Here is a 13,360-nt window from a genome sequence, read left to right as displayed (position 1 = left end):
TCCTTATTCGCCAACCCCGGGGATAGCCTTCAGATAGGCCGCGATGGCGGCCCTGTCGGCATCGGTCAATTGGCTTGTATTCCTGATCACGGCGGTCATTTCCCCGCCAGCGGTGTCGAAGTCGGGCGTAAACCCGCTTTTGAGGTATTCAGCGATTTCGCCTTCTGACCAGTCCAATCCGACCGGTGTGATGTTTGGAATGCGCCCCTCGCCGGACGGGTTGGGCGCGCCAGCAAGCCAACGGTTGCGTTTCAGACCACCCAGCGCGTTGCGTTCGGTGTGGCATTCGGTGCAATGGCCCAATGCCTCGACCAGATAGCGCCCGCGCGAGATTTCGGGTGTTGTTGTATCGGATAGCGCCCAGTCGTCGCTGAGAAACAGCAGCTTCCAGCCCCCAAGCGTTGCCCGGATGTTGAACGGAAAGCCCACATCGTGCGTCTGCGACGGTTCAGTGGACGGGGGCAGGGTGCGCAGATAGGCTATCAGGTCGACGATATCGGCCAGTTCCGCCTTGTTATAGGCGCTGTAGGGGAAGGCGGGATAATAATGCGCCCCGCCCGGTGACACGCCCCGTGTGATCGCGCTGGCAAGGTCCAGATCGGACCATGCGCCAATACCATGCACCGGATCGGGCGAGATATTGGGCGCGATGAAGCTGCCGAAATCGGACGGGAATGTGCGCCCCCCGGCAAGGATCAGTGGGTCCCCTTCCGGTGCGCTGTGGCAGGAGCCACAGCCCGCGGCGGCAAAGATGGTTTCACCATTAACAGGATCGCCCGCAAGCCCGTCAATGGCAGCAGCTGGCAGTGGCACCGGCCGTGTGATGAACCACCCCACGCCCAGTCCTGCAATCATGGCCAGAATGATCCAGCGTAATGCTTTCACGAAGTCATTCGCGTGGCGCGCGATAGTCTTCGTGACATGCGCCACAAGCCTTGCCGACCGGTCCAAATGCGCCCTTTAGGGCATCAAGGCCATCTCCGGCGACAGCGGCAAGTGCCACCGTTGCTGTCCCAAGATCGGCATTGTCCTGCTCGAACCCCGCGAAATCGGTCCAGATTTCAGGCTTGGCGCGGCTGCCCTCGACGCTGGTATCGGTACCCTCGACCCAATAGCCATCCTGGCTGATGCCGGCCACAGCGGCGAGGTTGGCGGCAGCGGTTGCCGCAGCGGCGGCATCATATGGTGCCTTGTCCTGCGCCATTGCCCCCAGAATGCCGAGGTTGAAGGAATAAAGCTGCATGTGACCGTTGCGGACTTTCATGGCTTTTTCCTGATCCCCACTGAGGTGACCGCCGGCGAGGGCGGCGCTGCCAAGCACAGCAAGTGTTGTGATCGTGAGAATTGCGTTGCGACCGATTATCATTGGGGTTCTCCCTTGTTGGTGCGTGACCTAGGGTAAACCTGATTGGCCGAAGATGCGTGCTCAAAAAATATGCACAAAAATGGTGCGTCAGCGCACGGATCACCTGTTTCCGTAACCTGTGAAGAGGGCGGGAAGGGTGGCCCCCGGGTCTCAGGCGGTTTCGTCGGTGAACCGCACCTTTCCTATAAAGGGGAGATTCCGGTTGCGTTGGGCAAAATCGATCCCATAGCCCACAACAAACTCATCGGGGATTTCAAAGCCGGTCCAATCCGCCCGAAAATCAACCTCGCGTCGTGCGGGTTTATCGAGCAGGGCAATGGAGCGAAGCCGCGCGGGATGTTTGGTCTGAAGATAATGGCTGACATGGCTCAGCGTGTGCCCGGTGTCGATGATATCTTCGACGACAAGGACGTCGCGGCCTTCAATCTGTCCGCGCAAGTCCTTGAAAATGCGCACTTCTCGACTGCTTTCCATGGCGTCGCCATATGACGAGGCCTCAAGAAAGTCGACCTCGACCGGGAGGTCAAGTTCGCGCACCAGGTCGGCGATAAACACGAATGATCCGCGCAACAGACCGACGACGACCAGCTTGTCCGTTTGGGCAAATTCGGTCTGAATCTCTTTAGCAAGATCCTCGATCCGGGCCGCGATGGATTTGGCGCTGATCATTTCGTCGATGACATAAGGTCTGTGCGGCATGTGGACATCTCGCGCGTTAGTGGGTTGATTTTTCGGGCGGAGTTTACGACATCCAGTGGTGAAGTCACCCGTGAAAGCCTGTTGATGCCGACCCATTCCGAGACCAAGACGCTGCCTTATTCAGCGCAGCAAATGTACGATCTGGTCGCCGATGTGGCCGATTACCCCAAGTTTCTGCCGTGGACCGCCGCTGCCCGCATTCGCAGTGTGACCGAGGAGGGTGAAAAACAGGTGATGCTGGCTGATCTGGTCATTTCCTTCAAGGTGTTTCGCGAGACATTCGGCAGCCGTGTCACCCTGTGGCCCGCGCAGAAAAAGATCGGGACGGAGTATCTGGACGGGCCGTTCCGCCATATGGAAAGTGAATGGAATTTCAAGGATATAGAGGGCGGGTGTGAAGTGTCGTTCTATGTCGACTTTGAATTCCGTAACAGGTTGCTGCAGGGTGCCGCGACGATGTTTTTCAACGAGGCGATGCAGCGGGTTGTCCGGTCATTTGAACGCCGCGCCGCGGAGCTTTATGGCTGATGGGCGCGCCGGGAATGCAGATCGAGGATCGGCTTGCCCGCTTTGCGACGACCAATATTCTGGATGATCATGCGCGCCGGATCATGCGACTTTCGATCTTTGATTGGACGGTTTGTGCCCTGGCCGGGCAGACCGAGCCGGTGGCCAAAATATTGCTGCGAAAGGGCCGGTTTGAGGGCGGTCTGGAGCAGGCAACGGTTATTGGCGGGACCAAGCTGCCAGCAGCACGGGCGGCACTGATTAACGGCGCGATCAGTCACGCGCTGGATTATGATGATACGCATTTTGACCATATCGGCCATACGAGCGTCGCGGTTGTGCCTGCCGCACTGGCCACCGCGCAGGCGCAGGGCCGGACCATGGCGGAGTTTGTCGATGCAGCATTGATCGGCTCCGAAGCCGCAGTGCGGGTGGGGACGTGGCTGGGCCGCGATCATTATCAGGTGGGTTTTCATCAGACCGCGACGTCGGGTGCCTTTGGTGCTGCCTTGGCGAGCCTGCGCTTGATGGACGCGCCACGCGACAGGATCGTGGCAGGGCTTGGTCTTGCGACGACCCGCGCGGCCGGTCTGAAGTCGCAGTTCGGGACCATGGGCAAGCCACTGAATGCTGGGCTGGCAGCAGAGGCGGGGGTCGAGGCCGCGTTATGGGCGGTGGCGGGCCTGACATCGGCGGATCATGGGTTGGGCGGGCCGTTGGGGTTTGGCGCGACCCATCACGGGCATGCCAATGCGGCGGCCCTTGACGGGTTGGGCGATGAGTGGCGCATGAAATCGGTCAGCTACAAATACCATGCCTGTTGTCATGGGCTGCATGCCATGCTGGAGGCGTTGGGATCGTTGCAGCTTGATCCCGCAAAGGTCGCGCAGGTGCAGATTGCCACCCATCCGCGCTGGATGTCGGTCTGCAACAAACCGGCCCCGCAGACCGGGTTGGAGGCAAAGTTCAGCTATGCCCAGACCGCCGCGATGACGCTGGCGGGCGTGGATACGGGTGCAATTCAGTCATTCAGTGATGACATTGCGACCCATTCCGTGCTGACGGTTTTGCGGCAGCGTGTGCAGGTCGTGGAGGACGACACCCTGACCGAAATGCAGGCGCGGGTGGTGGTCACGATGGCGGATGGGGGTGAGCGGCAGGCGTTTCAAGATCTGGCCGCACCGGTGCCTGTGCAGGAATTAGAAAGCAAGCTGCGCCACAAGGGGCGCGCGTTGGTTGGTGCGGATCATGCTGACCGGCTGTGGGGTGCGGTCAACGGTGACAGCCTGTCGGCCTACGTTGATCTGCTGGGTGCCCCGGACCTGATAGACAGGTCCGAGAGCATTGATATCGCGCGACAAACGCTGGACGGGTTTATGAGTTGAACTCGTAAGCGCGTTCGCCATGCACGCTGAGGTCGAGGCCGTTCACCTCTGTTTCGTGATCGACCCGCAGGGATGTGACCAGACGGCAGGCAAAGATCAGCACGGTGGTGATGACGATCGTGTAGACACCCACGATGACAAGCGCGCCAAGCTGGGCCGCCCATGCACCGGCGCCGAAGGCCGCGATCATGATCGTGCCGAAGATACCGCCGACACCGTGGACAGCGAAAACGTCAAGCGTGTCATCGATCTTGAACACGTTGCGGATCAGCACGACGGCCTCCTGACAGAGGATACCGGCGATGGAGCCGATGATCAGCGCCTCGACCGGGCCGACAAAGCCGGAGGCAGGCGTGATGGACGCAAGGCCTGCGATGGTGCCGGTGACCATGCCGACAAGGGATGATTTGCCGAACTTCACCCGTTCCCACAGCGCCCATGTGAGTGATCCGGCAGCGGCAGAGATATGCGTGACGGTGATCGCCATCGCCGCACCGCCATCTGCGGCGAGCTGGCTGCCGCCGTTGAAGCCGAACCAACCAACCCACAGCATGGCAGCCCCGATCATGACCATGCCGGGGTTATGCGGCGGCTTGGACGGATCGCGGCGGGCACCAAGGAAGATCGCGAGGATCAGGGCGGCGAGGCCAGCGGTTTCGTGAACGACGATACCACCCGCGAAGTCCCTCACCCCGGTTGCACCGAAGATTCCGTCATCGGCCAGCATGCCGCCACCCCAAACCCAATGCACAACAGGCGCGTAGCAGAGCAGCATCCAAAGCGATGAGAAAAGCAACACAAAGCCGAACCCGATCCGTTCGACATAGGCGCCCACGATCAGGGCAGGGGTGATAATGGCGAATGTCATCTGGAAGGCAAAGAACAGGACTTCCGGCAGCGTGCCTGACAGCGTGTCGGCATCGATGCCGGCAAGGAACATCTTGTCCAGCCCGCCCCAGAACCCGGTTTCACCGGACCCGAAGGCGATGGAATAGCCGAATGCGAACCACAGAATGCTCATCAGACAGGCGATGGCATAGCAATGCATGAAAACGGTGAGCACGTTGCGGGCGCGCACCAGCCCGCCGTAAAACAGTGCCAGACCCGGCAGTGTCATGAATAAAACAAGCGCCGTGGCCACGAGGATCCACGCGGTATCCGCTCCGTTCATTGTCCCTTCCCTCCGTCATTGGGGTATCCCGTGCGGGGGTTAGGGCGGATTCGGAATGCTTGGAAAAGTGGCGGGTGTGGCCCGGTGTGCTTATCTTTGCGGCAATTATGACAACGCACCATTTTAGTGCGCGTTTGGCGGCTCTTGCCTAATTATCGGGCGCATATGAATCGACCGCCTGCTGGAGCAACGCAAGTGCATGTTCTGTCGCCACCCGCCGCACCTTGTCGCGCCCCAATGCCCCGAAATCGCAGGTTTCGGTCCTGGTCATGCTGGGGCTGGCCACGCCAAAGCAGACCCGCCCTTCGGGTTTGTGGTCGGACCCGCCGGGCCCTGCGATGCCGGTGATCGACACCGCGATCCGGGCGTCCGATTGCGCCAGCGCGCCTGCGGCCATTTCGGCGGCGACCTGTTCGGACACCGCGCCATGGGCGGCGAGCGTCGCATCGGCCACCCCCAGCATCTGCCGTTTGGCGGCGTTGGTATAGGTGACAAACCCCCGGTCGAAAACGTCGGAACTGCCCGGAATGTCGGTGATGGCCGCGCTAACCATGCCGCCTGTGCAGCTTTCTGCCGTAGCGATCATCAGGCCCTGGGCCCGGGCGGAATTGAGCAATGCGCTGGCGTCCATGATCAGAAGATATGGTAGAGTGCTGCCAATCCAATGACGCCCAGTGCGGCAAAAACGCCCGCGATCACGTCATCCAGCATGACCCCGGTCGGCCCGTGCATACGGTCGGCCCAGCCGACCGGCCCCCATTTGGTGATGTCGAACAGCCGGAATAGCGCAAAAGCCGCGATCCAGCCGGGCCAGAGCGCGGTGATATCGCTGGCGGTGTAATAGGCGCCGAAGGCCACGGGCAGCAGGGCGATCCATTGGCCGCAAACCTCGTCAATGACAATCTCTGACGGGTCGTGATTGTCCTTGCCTTTGGTTTCCACTGCGGTTGCCCAGACCCCAAGGACATATGACGCAATGGCCCCGACCACCAACCCCCAAGGGCCGGTCAGGACATAGATGACCCAGGCTGCAGGCAGAGCCGCCAGCGACCCCCATGTGCCCGGTGCGGGGCGCAGATGGCCGACATAGAAGAACGTGGCGATAAAATGGGTCATGGTTTCACCAATGTGACGGTGGCCAGCGCGGCGATCCCTTCGCCCCGGCCGGTAAAGCCGAGCCGTTCGGAGGTTGTGGCCTTGACGCTGATCCGGGTGGCCTCAAGCCCCATGATCCGGGCCAAGGCGGATTTCATCGCGGGCTGATGCGGCCCGATCTTGGGGTATTCGCAGACCAGCGTGCAGTCCGCATTGCTGATCCGGTAGCCGTTTTCGGCGGCAAGGCTGACCGCATGTTCCAGAAAGATATGGCTGGCCGCACCCTTCCATTGCGGATCGGACGGGGGGAAATGCTGGCCGATATCGCCCATGCCAAGTGCCCCATAGATTGCGTCGGTCACCGCGTGCATCCCGACATCGGCATCAGAATGCCCCTGCAAAGCGCGGTCGTGCGGCAACTTCATACCACACAGCCAAACATGATCGCCCGGCCCGAACCGGTGCACGTCATAGCCATTGCCGCATCTGACATCCATTTGATATCCCATCAATTTCTTTGCCCGGGCAAGGTCGCCCGGCATGGTGATTTTGATGTTCTCTTCATCGCCTGTCACGATGGCCACGTCCAGCCCCGCAGCCCGGGCAACCGCTACATCGTCTGTCGCGTCAGCGGTATTGGCGCGATGTGCGGCGAGAAGAGGGGCGAGGTGGAAACCCTGGGGGGTTTGCGCGCGGTAAAGCCCATCGCGGTCCTGCATGCCAGTGACCTGTCCGTTTGCGCCGTGCCAGAGGGTGTCGATGACAGCAATGGCTGGTGCCGCACCGTCATGTGTGTCGAGGGCAGCGAGCACATCGTCAATGATCGTGGGGCTGATCAGCGGTCGGGCGGCATCGTGGATAAGCACAATGTCAGCCTGGCCTTCGGCGGCTTCCAGTCCCGCCAGAACCGAAGCACGGCGCGTTTTGCCACCTGTGACGAGGTCGGCGGCGGGGTCTGATGGCCAGAGATTGGTTTCCAAATCATCGGGGTGAAGCACGAAGATCAGTTTATCGATGAGGGGGTGATCTGCAAATGTCTGCATCGCATGACCAGCGACCGTGCGATCCCCTAGATGTTGCCATTGCTTGGGGATTTCCCCACCGGCCCGTGTGCCGCGCCCGGCGGCAACGATGATGGCTACTGTTGTCATGGTCATCCCGTCATTCCTGAGCACAGGTTTAGGGGGTGTGATGCAAACACGCAATTCGTCAGTTTTTCAACCAGGATGCACAATATTTAGGCACATGCTGGTTTTTTCGTATTTCCTGACGCTGGTTTCGTTGTGGCGCCCCGTGTTTCCTCTTACTTCAAATGCAACGCATACCCTTTAGGCGAATGACTGTTCCATTGGCACACGACGATACGATCCAACTCGACAATGTGGTTTTGCAACCACCGGTCGCGCTTGCTCCGCTTGCGGGAATCACGGATTTGCCGTTCCGCCAATTGGTTACATCGTTTGGTACGGGCTGGGTTGTCAGCGAAATGGTGGCCAGTCAGGAGATGGTGCAGGCAAAGCCCGGTGTGCGCGAACGCGCCGAACTGGGGTTTGATCAGGCGGGCACTGCCGTGCAGATCGCCGGGCGCGAGGCCTGTTGGATGGCCGAAGCCGCCCGCATGATTGAGGCGAACGGCGCGGCGATGATTGATATCAACATGGGCTGCCCGGCCAAGAAGGTGACCAATGGATATTCGGGATCGGCCTTGCTGCGCACGCCTGATCACGCGCTGACATTGATTGAGGCGGTCGTGAATGCGGTTGATGTGCCGGTGACGCTGAAGACCCGGTTGGGATGGGACGATGATTGCCTGAATGCGGCAGATGTCGCGCGCCGCGCCGAGGATGCGGGGATCCGCCTGGTGACTATTCATGGACGCACCCGGTGCCAGTTTTACAAAGGCAATGCCGATTGGGCAGCGATCCGGGCGGTGAAGGATGCGGTGAGCATTCCCGTGATTGCAAATGGCGACATCGTTGATGCCGCGACTGCGCGCGACGCATTGCGTTTATCCGGGGCAGATGGCGTGATGATTGGGCGGGGCGCGCAGGGGCGGCCCTGGCTGCTGGCGCAAGTCGCGGCTGATCTGTATGGGCGTTCAGCGCCTGAGGTGCCACAGGGCGACGATCTGATTGACCTGGTGTGCCGTCACTATGAAGCGATGCTGGCGTTTTACGGTGAAGAGCTGGGCCGCAAGGTCGCGCGCAAGCATCTGGGCTGGTATATGGATGATGCCCGGACCGAACCTGCGCCGCGCAAGGCGATCCTGACCCATGTCAGCCCGCGCGATGTGCTGCGCGATCTGCCTGATGCCCTCAGCATGAGGCAGGCCGCGTGATCATCGATACAGCACTATGGTCATCCTTGCCTGTTCCGGCGCTTTTGCTGGACGCGGAGGATGTTATTGTTCTTAGCAATCCTGCAGCCGAAAGCTTTCTGAACATGTCGGCCAAGTCGCTGAGCGGTCAGCGGTTGTGGGAAAAGGTGATGATCGACGCACCGCTTGAGGCGCCGTTCGCGCGCGCGCGCAAGAACCGCACGTCGTTGTTCGTGAATGATGTGGATGTGGGCGGTGGGGAACGGCCCCCGATGCTGTGCAACCTGCAATTCGCGCCGCTGCAGGGCACCGAAGACGCGATGATCGTCATGATCAGCCCGCGCGAGATTGCCAGCCGCATCAACCAGAACCATTCGTCCGAAAAGGCCGCGAAATCTGCAATCGGCATGGCCGAGATGCTGGCGCATGAAATCAAGAACCCGCTGGCCGGAATCACAGGTGCCGCACAGCTTTTGTCGATGGGGTTAAGCCCGGAAGATCAGGAGATGACCGACCTGATTGTAGAGGAAAGCCGCCGTATCGTGAAACTGCTAGAGCAGGTGGAGCAGTTCGGCAATCTGCGCCCGCCGGTGCTGAAACCGGTCAACATCCACGATGTGCTGGATCGCGCGCGACAGTCCGCCGCCGTTGGCTTTGGCGCCCATATGCTGTTCATCGAAGAGTATGATCCGTCATTGCCGCAGACCATCGCCGATGCGGATCAGTTGTTACAGGTGTTTTTGAACCTGCTTAAGAATGCGGCTGAGGCGAACAAGGCGGGGGGCGCGATCCGGCTGCATACCTTCTACGACGCGTCGTTGCGGGTGCATCGGTCTGATGGGACGCAGTCTCGGCTGCCATTGCAGATCGAGATCATTGATGACGGGCCCGGACTGCCCCCGGAAATTGCCGACGATATCTTTGAGCCGTTCATATCCGGCAAAGAGAATGGCACGGGTTTGGGGCTTGCCCTTGTTTCCAAACTGATCGGCGATGCGGGTGGTTGGATTTCGGTCGATAGCGTGCCGGGTCGGACAGTGTTTCGCATCTCACTGCCGCTTGCCCCCAAAGACATCCAAACAGGAGAGAATTGATGGACGGAACCGTTTTAGTTGCCGATGACGACCGGACAATCCGGACTGTCCTGACGCAGGCACTGACCCGGGCGGGCTGCAAGGTGCATGCCACGTCATCCCTTGTGACGCTGATGCGCTGGGTGGATGAAGGGAAGGGCGATCTGGTGATCTCGGACGTGGTGATGCCTGATGGGAACGGGTTGGAGCAATTGCCCCAAATCTCTGAGGCACGGCCCGGTTTGCCGGTAATTGTGATCTCCGCGCAGAACACGATCATGACGGCGATTCAGGCAGCGGAGGCGGACGCCTATGATTATCTGCCAAAACCTTTTGATTTGCCTGACCTGATGAAACGGGCTGCGCGCGCGCTGGAGGTCAAGCGCCGGGCACCTGTGACACGTGCCGGGACTGCCGGCGCGGCCGAGCAGGGGGATGATCTGCCATTGGTGGGGCGTACAGCGGTGATGCAGGCACTGTATCGTCTAGTGGCCCGGGTGATGAACACGCAATTGCCCGTTCTGATCACTGGGGAAAGCGGCACTGGCAAGTCATTGATTGCCCGTGCGGTTCATGATTTCTCTGATCGCCGGAGCTTGCCGTTTGTCACTGTCGCCGCCGCCGATCTGGAGGGGATGGACGGCCCATCGACTGTATTGAGCCGGGCCAAGGGTGGATCGATCCTGTTTGATGAGGTCAGCGACCTGACCGATGAAGCGCAAGGCCGGATCGTGCGGATGCTGGATACGCTTGCAGACAATGCCCCGCGGATCATGGCGACATCGCAATCTGATCTGATGGCCCGCATGGAAGAAGGCAAGTTTCGCGAAGATCTGTTCTACCGTTTGGGCGGGGTTACGGTTGACGTGCCATCACTACGTGAACGGGTCGATGATATTCCGCTCCTAGCCGAGCATTTCTTGGTCCGTGCAGAACGTGACGGGGCACCGGCACGACGGTTTGGTGATGCGGCCCTCGATCTGGTGCGTGCCTATAGCTGGCCCGGCAACGTGCGTCAGTTGGAAAACGCGGTACGACGGCTGGTCTTTACCGCCGCCGAGGAAGAGATCACGCGATCTGAAGTGGAAATGGTCTTGGGCAACCAGCCCGCGATCGAACCGCTACGCTCTGGTGGTGAGGGTGAGAAGCTGTCGGCGAGCGTGGCCAAGCACCTGCGGCGCTATTTCGATCTGCATGGGGGTGTGTTGCCTCCGCCGGGGCTTTACAACCGGATCCTGAAAGAAGTTGAGGCGCCGCTGATCGAAATTGCGCTGGATGCAACCGGTGGCAACCAAGCAAAATGCGCTGATTTGCTGGGGATCAACCGGAATACCTTGCGTAAGAAGATCACAGATCTCGATATCCGCGTGACACGACGCCGTAAGTTGATGTAAAACCGCAACAGAACCGTGGCGGTGCTGCGTCAACGTAGCATAAAGACCACAGAATTTGGCGGTATCGTGAGGGTGACCTCACCTCAGTAGCAGGGCTTGGCGCGTGCGGCGTACCCTTTTGGGACTGAATTTCCAGCGCTTCAGCCGGTGGCAGCGCCAGCGTCATGTACGCAATGCGGTGACCGTCGGTCTGGTGCTGATGGCGCCGATTCTTGCGGCGATCACCTATTTTGTCGTTGGACCCTTGGATCAGGGTGCCGCATCCGCGCAGTTGCGTATGGTGCTGCTGGTCGACCTTGTTTACGTGCTGGTGGTCATGGCGCTTGTCATGGGGCAGGTGGCCCGTATGGTCGCGGCGCGCCGGGCGAAATCGGCAGGGTCGCGGCTGCATCTGCGGCTGACCGGGGTTTTTGCCCTGTCAGCGCTGATCCCCACCGTTCTTGTGGCCGTCTTTTCAGTCTTGCTGATTTCCATCGCGTTGGAAGGGCTGTTTTCAGAGCCCGTGGGCAATGTTCTTCGCACCTCTTTGACGACGGCAAGAGCCTATGAAGATGAACACCGGCAGGAACTGAGCCGCGATGCGCGGGTATTGGCCGGTAATCTGAACCGCGAACGCCAGGCCAACCTGTTCATGGATGACGGGGAGGTGCGCCGTGTTCTGGGTGAGGTCCAAACACAGATTAAACTTGGTCTGAGTGAGGCCTTTGTTCTGGACGCCCTTGGCAACATCACCGCCCGCGGTCTGAACTCTTATGAGTTTGGGTATGAATTGCCCGGCCCTGACGCCTTTGAACAGGCGGAAAAGGACGGTCTGGCGATTATCGAAGATTTTGAGAATAACGAATTTCGCGCTTTGGTTCCGCTGCCGGCCTTTCCCGACCGGTATCTTTATGTGACCCGCGAGGTCGACGGAAGTGTGTTGTCTTTGCTGGATGATACGACTGAAACTGTCGAACAATACGAAGAATTGGCCAATGAACGTGGCCAGCTTCTGTTCCAGTTTGGCCTGCTTTATCTGGGCTTTGCGGTAATCCTGATCCTTGGCGCGATTTGGGGCGGGCTGTGGTTTGCAGAGCGTCTGTCGCGCCCCGTGGGGCGGCTGGTGTCAGCATCGCAGCGCGTTGGGTCGGGCGATCTGGATGTGCGTGTGATTGAGGATGATGGCGATGACGAGATTTCGCAGCTGGGCCATTACTTCAACCAGATGACCAGCCGGTTGAAAGGGCAAAGGGACGAATTGCTTGAAACGAACCGTTTGACCGAGCGGCGCCGGCGTCTGTTCGATTCCGTGCTAAGTTCGGTCACATCCGGGGTGGTTGGTCTGGATCCGGATGGCCGGGTCGCCTTTGTTAATCCGTCGGCAAAGCGTCTGCTTTCGGTCGGACCGGATTTGGCCGACAGTGCATTGTCTGTCGCCGTGCCTGAATTTGCAGATCTTTTCGAGCGTGTGCGCAGCGCCAACAGCGAAGGTGTACAGGATCAAGTGAACCTCTTGCGCAAAGGCCAACAGGAAAGCTTGCTGGTCCGCATGTCACCGCGCCAGAACGCTGACGGTGCGCTGGAAGGGTATGTGGTGGCGTTTGACGACGTTACCGATCTGGTCAGCGCCCAACGGATGGCCGCGTGGGGCGATGTTGCCCGCCGCATTGCCCATGAAATCAAAAACCCGCTGACGCCGATCCGTTTGTCGGCGGAGCGTATTCAGCGAAAGTTCGGCAAACATGTTGGTAAGGATGCGGCGACGCTGGAACAGATGACAGACGTTATCGTCAGACAAACCAACGATTTGCGGCGCATTGTTGATGAGTTTTCGAAGTTTGCCCGCATGCCGGAACCCAAACTGACGATAAGCGACCTGACCAAATTGACAAATGATGCGGTGGCACTGCAGCGGGCCGGTCAGCCGGGTGTGAAAATCAAGGCGGATCTGCCGAAAGAGGCCATTCTGGCGGAACTGGACGGTACGATGATTTCGCAGGCGCTGACAAATCTGATCAAGAACGCGGGCGAAGCGACCGAAACGTACATTGAAAAGCATGGGCGCGACGGATACCAACCAGAGGTGCGTGTCGCGATGTCGCACACGGAAAATACGGTGACGATCACGATTGTCGATAATGGCATTGGGTTGCCGGAAGACCGCAGCCGCCTGTTTGAACCCTATGTGACAACACGTGACAGCGGTACCGGGCTTGGCCTGCCGATCGTCAAGAAAATCATCGAAGAGCATGGCGGCAACCTGTCGCTGACAGGCGCAGACAAGTTCGACGGGCAAAACCACGCGGGTGCCTGCGCCACAATCCAACTTCCTGTGATGCGAGCGGGCACGCAGGCAACAAAAATACCAGCATGA

Annotated in this window: 13 protein-coding genes; 6 read left to right on the top strand and 7 right to left on the bottom strand. The window is 59.7% G+C overall.

Features of this window, described 5'->3' with window-relative positions; translation table 11 throughout:
• Positions 1 to 3: 3 nt before the first annotated feature.
• From ACFWW2_RS14515 to hpt, 3 genes are all read right to left on the bottom strand, one after another.
• Complete coding sequence (locus ACFWW2_RS14515; RefSeq protein WP_393929417.1) at positions 4 to 855, bottom strand: c-type cytochrome; 852 nt, start codon at positions 853 to 855, stop codon at positions 4 to 6.
• 34 nt (positions 856 to 889) lie between these two features.
• Positions 890 to 1,366 (bottom strand): c-type cytochrome, encoded by a 477-nt coding sequence (locus ACFWW2_RS14510; protein ID WP_393928945.1) that lies wholly within the window; start codon positions 1,364 to 1,366, stop codon positions 890 to 892.
• A gap of 150 nt (positions 1,367 to 1,516) precedes the next feature.
• On the bottom strand, positions 1,517 to 2,065 hold the full coding sequence (gene hpt / locus ACFWW2_RS14505; protein WP_393928943.1) for a hypoxanthine phosphoribosyltransferase: 549 nt from the start codon (positions 2,063 to 2,065) through the stop codon (positions 1,517 to 1,519).
• A gap of 84 nt (positions 2,066 to 2,149) precedes the next feature.
• Between hpt and ACFWW2_RS14500 the strand changes: the two genes are divergently transcribed.
• Positions 2,150 to 2,593 (top strand): type II toxin-antitoxin system RatA family toxin, encoded by a 444-nt coding sequence (locus tag ACFWW2_RS14500; protein WP_393929415.1) that lies wholly within the window; start codon positions 2,150 to 2,152, stop codon positions 2,591 to 2,593.
• On the top strand, positions 2,593 to 3,957 hold the full coding sequence (locus ACFWW2_RS14495; protein ID WP_393928941.1) for an MmgE/PrpD family protein: 1,365 nt from the start codon (positions 2,593 to 2,595) through the stop codon (positions 3,955 to 3,957). Before ACFWW2_RS14500 ends, ACFWW2_RS14495 begins: the two co-directional genes overlap by 1 nt.
• Here the strand turns inward: ACFWW2_RS14495 and ACFWW2_RS14490 are convergent.
• The 4 genes from ACFWW2_RS14490 to ACFWW2_RS14475 form a co-directional block, all read right to left on the bottom strand.
• On the bottom strand, positions 3,947 to 5,128 hold the full coding sequence (locus ACFWW2_RS14490) for an ammonium transporter (RefSeq protein WP_393928939.1): 1,182 nt from the start codon (positions 5,126 to 5,128) through the stop codon (positions 3,947 to 3,949). The two genes, ACFWW2_RS14495 and ACFWW2_RS14490, sit on opposite strands and share 11 nt — an antisense overlap.
• 148 nt (positions 5,129 to 5,276) lie before the next feature.
• Positions 5,277 to 5,759, bottom strand: coding sequence for a CinA family protein (locus ACFWW2_RS14485; RefSeq protein WP_393928938.1), 483 nt, complete (start codon positions 5,757 to 5,759; stop codon positions 5,277 to 5,279).
• Positions 5,760 to 5,761: 2 nt separating this feature from the next.
• Complete coding sequence (locus ACFWW2_RS14480) at positions 5,762 to 6,244, bottom strand: phosphatidylglycerophosphatase A (protein ID WP_393928936.1); 483 nt, start codon at positions 6,242 to 6,244, stop codon at positions 5,762 to 5,764.
• Positions 6,241 to 7,374: a bifunctional 2-C-methyl-D-erythritol 4-phosphate cytidylyltransferase/2-C-methyl-D-erythritol 2,4-cyclodiphosphate synthase gene (locus ACFWW2_RS14475; RefSeq protein ID WP_393929413.1), complete on the bottom strand. Its 1,134-nt coding sequence runs from the start codon at positions 7,372 to 7,374 to the stop codon at positions 6,241 to 6,243. Before ACFWW2_RS14475 ends, ACFWW2_RS14480 begins: the two co-directional genes overlap by 4 nt.
• A 185-nt stretch (positions 7,375 to 7,559) precedes the next feature.
• Between ACFWW2_RS14475 and dusB the strand changes: the two genes are divergently transcribed.
• From dusB to ACFWW2_RS14455, 4 genes are all read left to right on the top strand, one after another.
• Positions 7,560 to 8,561, top strand: a complete 1,002-nt coding sequence (gene dusB / locus ACFWW2_RS14470; RefSeq protein ID WP_393928934.1) for a tRNA dihydrouridine synthase DusB — start codon at positions 7,560 to 7,562, stop codon at positions 8,559 to 8,561.
• Positions 8,558 to 9,634: a two-component system sensor histidine kinase NtrB gene (locus ACFWW2_RS14465; RefSeq protein WP_393928932.1), complete on the top strand. Its 1,077-nt coding sequence runs from the start codon at positions 8,558 to 8,560 to the stop codon at positions 9,632 to 9,634. The genes dusB and ACFWW2_RS14465 overlap by 4 nt, the downstream gene beginning before the upstream one ends.
• Positions 9,634 to 11,007 (top strand): response regulator, encoded by a 1,374-nt coding sequence (locus ACFWW2_RS14460; RefSeq protein WP_393928930.1) that lies wholly within the window; start codon positions 9,634 to 9,636, stop codon positions 11,005 to 11,007. Before ACFWW2_RS14465 ends, ACFWW2_RS14460 begins: the two co-directional genes overlap by 1 nt.
• A gap of 199 nt (positions 11,008 to 11,206) precedes the next feature.
• The gene (locus ACFWW2_RS14455; RefSeq protein WP_393929411.1) at positions 11,207 to 13,360 is read left to right on the top strand and encodes a sensor histidine kinase NtrY-like; all 2,154 of its coding nucleotides are present in this window, start codon (positions 11,207 to 11,209) and stop codon (positions 13,358 to 13,360) included.

Origin of the sequence: Yoonia sp. R2-816, from assembly GCF_046762905.1 — a bacterium.
GTDB lineage: Bacteria > Pseudomonadota > Alphaproteobacteria > Rhodobacterales > Rhodobacteraceae > Yoonia.
The sequence above is the reverse complement of the archived record's forward strand: the minus strand, read 5'-3'. Positions and strand labels throughout refer to the sequence as shown.

Bases quoted from the DNA above. Each gene is read 5' to 3' on its own strand.
- ACFWW2_RS14500 (WP_393929415.1), top strand. From the start codon at position 2,150: ATGCCGACCCATTCCGAGACCAAGACGCTGCCTTATTCAGCGCAGCAA.
- ACFWW2_RS14515 (WP_393929417.1), bottom strand. From the start codon at position 855: ATGATTGCAGGACTGGGCGTGGGGTGGTTCATCACACGGCCGGTGCCA.
- dusB (WP_393928934.1), top strand. From the start codon at position 7,560: ATGACTGTTCCATTGGCACACGACGATACGATCCAACTCGACAATGTG.
- ACFWW2_RS14495 (WP_393928941.1), top strand. From the start codon at position 2,593: ATGGGCGCGCCGGGAATGCAGATCGAGGATCGGCTTGCCCGCTTTGCG.
- hpt (WP_393928943.1), bottom strand. From the start codon at position 2,065: ATGCCGCACAGACCTTATGTCATCGACGAAATGATCAGCGCCAAATCC.
- ACFWW2_RS14490 (WP_393928939.1), bottom strand. From the start codon at position 5,128: ATGAACGGAGCGGATACCGCGTGGATCCTCGTGGCCACGGCGCTTGTT.
- ACFWW2_RS14485 (WP_393928938.1), bottom strand. From the start codon at position 5,759: ATGGACGCCAGCGCATTGCTCAATTCCGCCCGGGCCCAGGGCCTGATG.
- ACFWW2_RS14460 (WP_393928930.1), top strand. From the start codon at position 9,634: ATGGACGGAACCGTTTTAGTTGCCGATGACGACCGGACAATCCGGACT.
- ACFWW2_RS14480 (WP_393928936.1), bottom strand. From the start codon at position 6,244: ATGACCCATTTTATCGCCACGTTCTTCTATGTCGGCCATCTGCGCCCC.
- ACFWW2_RS14510 (WP_393928945.1), bottom strand. From the start codon at position 1,366: ATGATAATCGGTCGCAACGCAATTCTCACGATCACAACACTTGCTGTG.
- ACFWW2_RS14455 (WP_393929411.1), top strand. From the start codon at position 11,207: ATGGCGCCGATTCTTGCGGCGATCACCTATTTTGTCGTTGGACCCTTG.
- ACFWW2_RS14475 (WP_393929413.1), bottom strand. From the start codon at position 7,374: ATGACAACAGTAGCCATCATCGTTGCCGCCGGGCGCGGCACACGGGCC.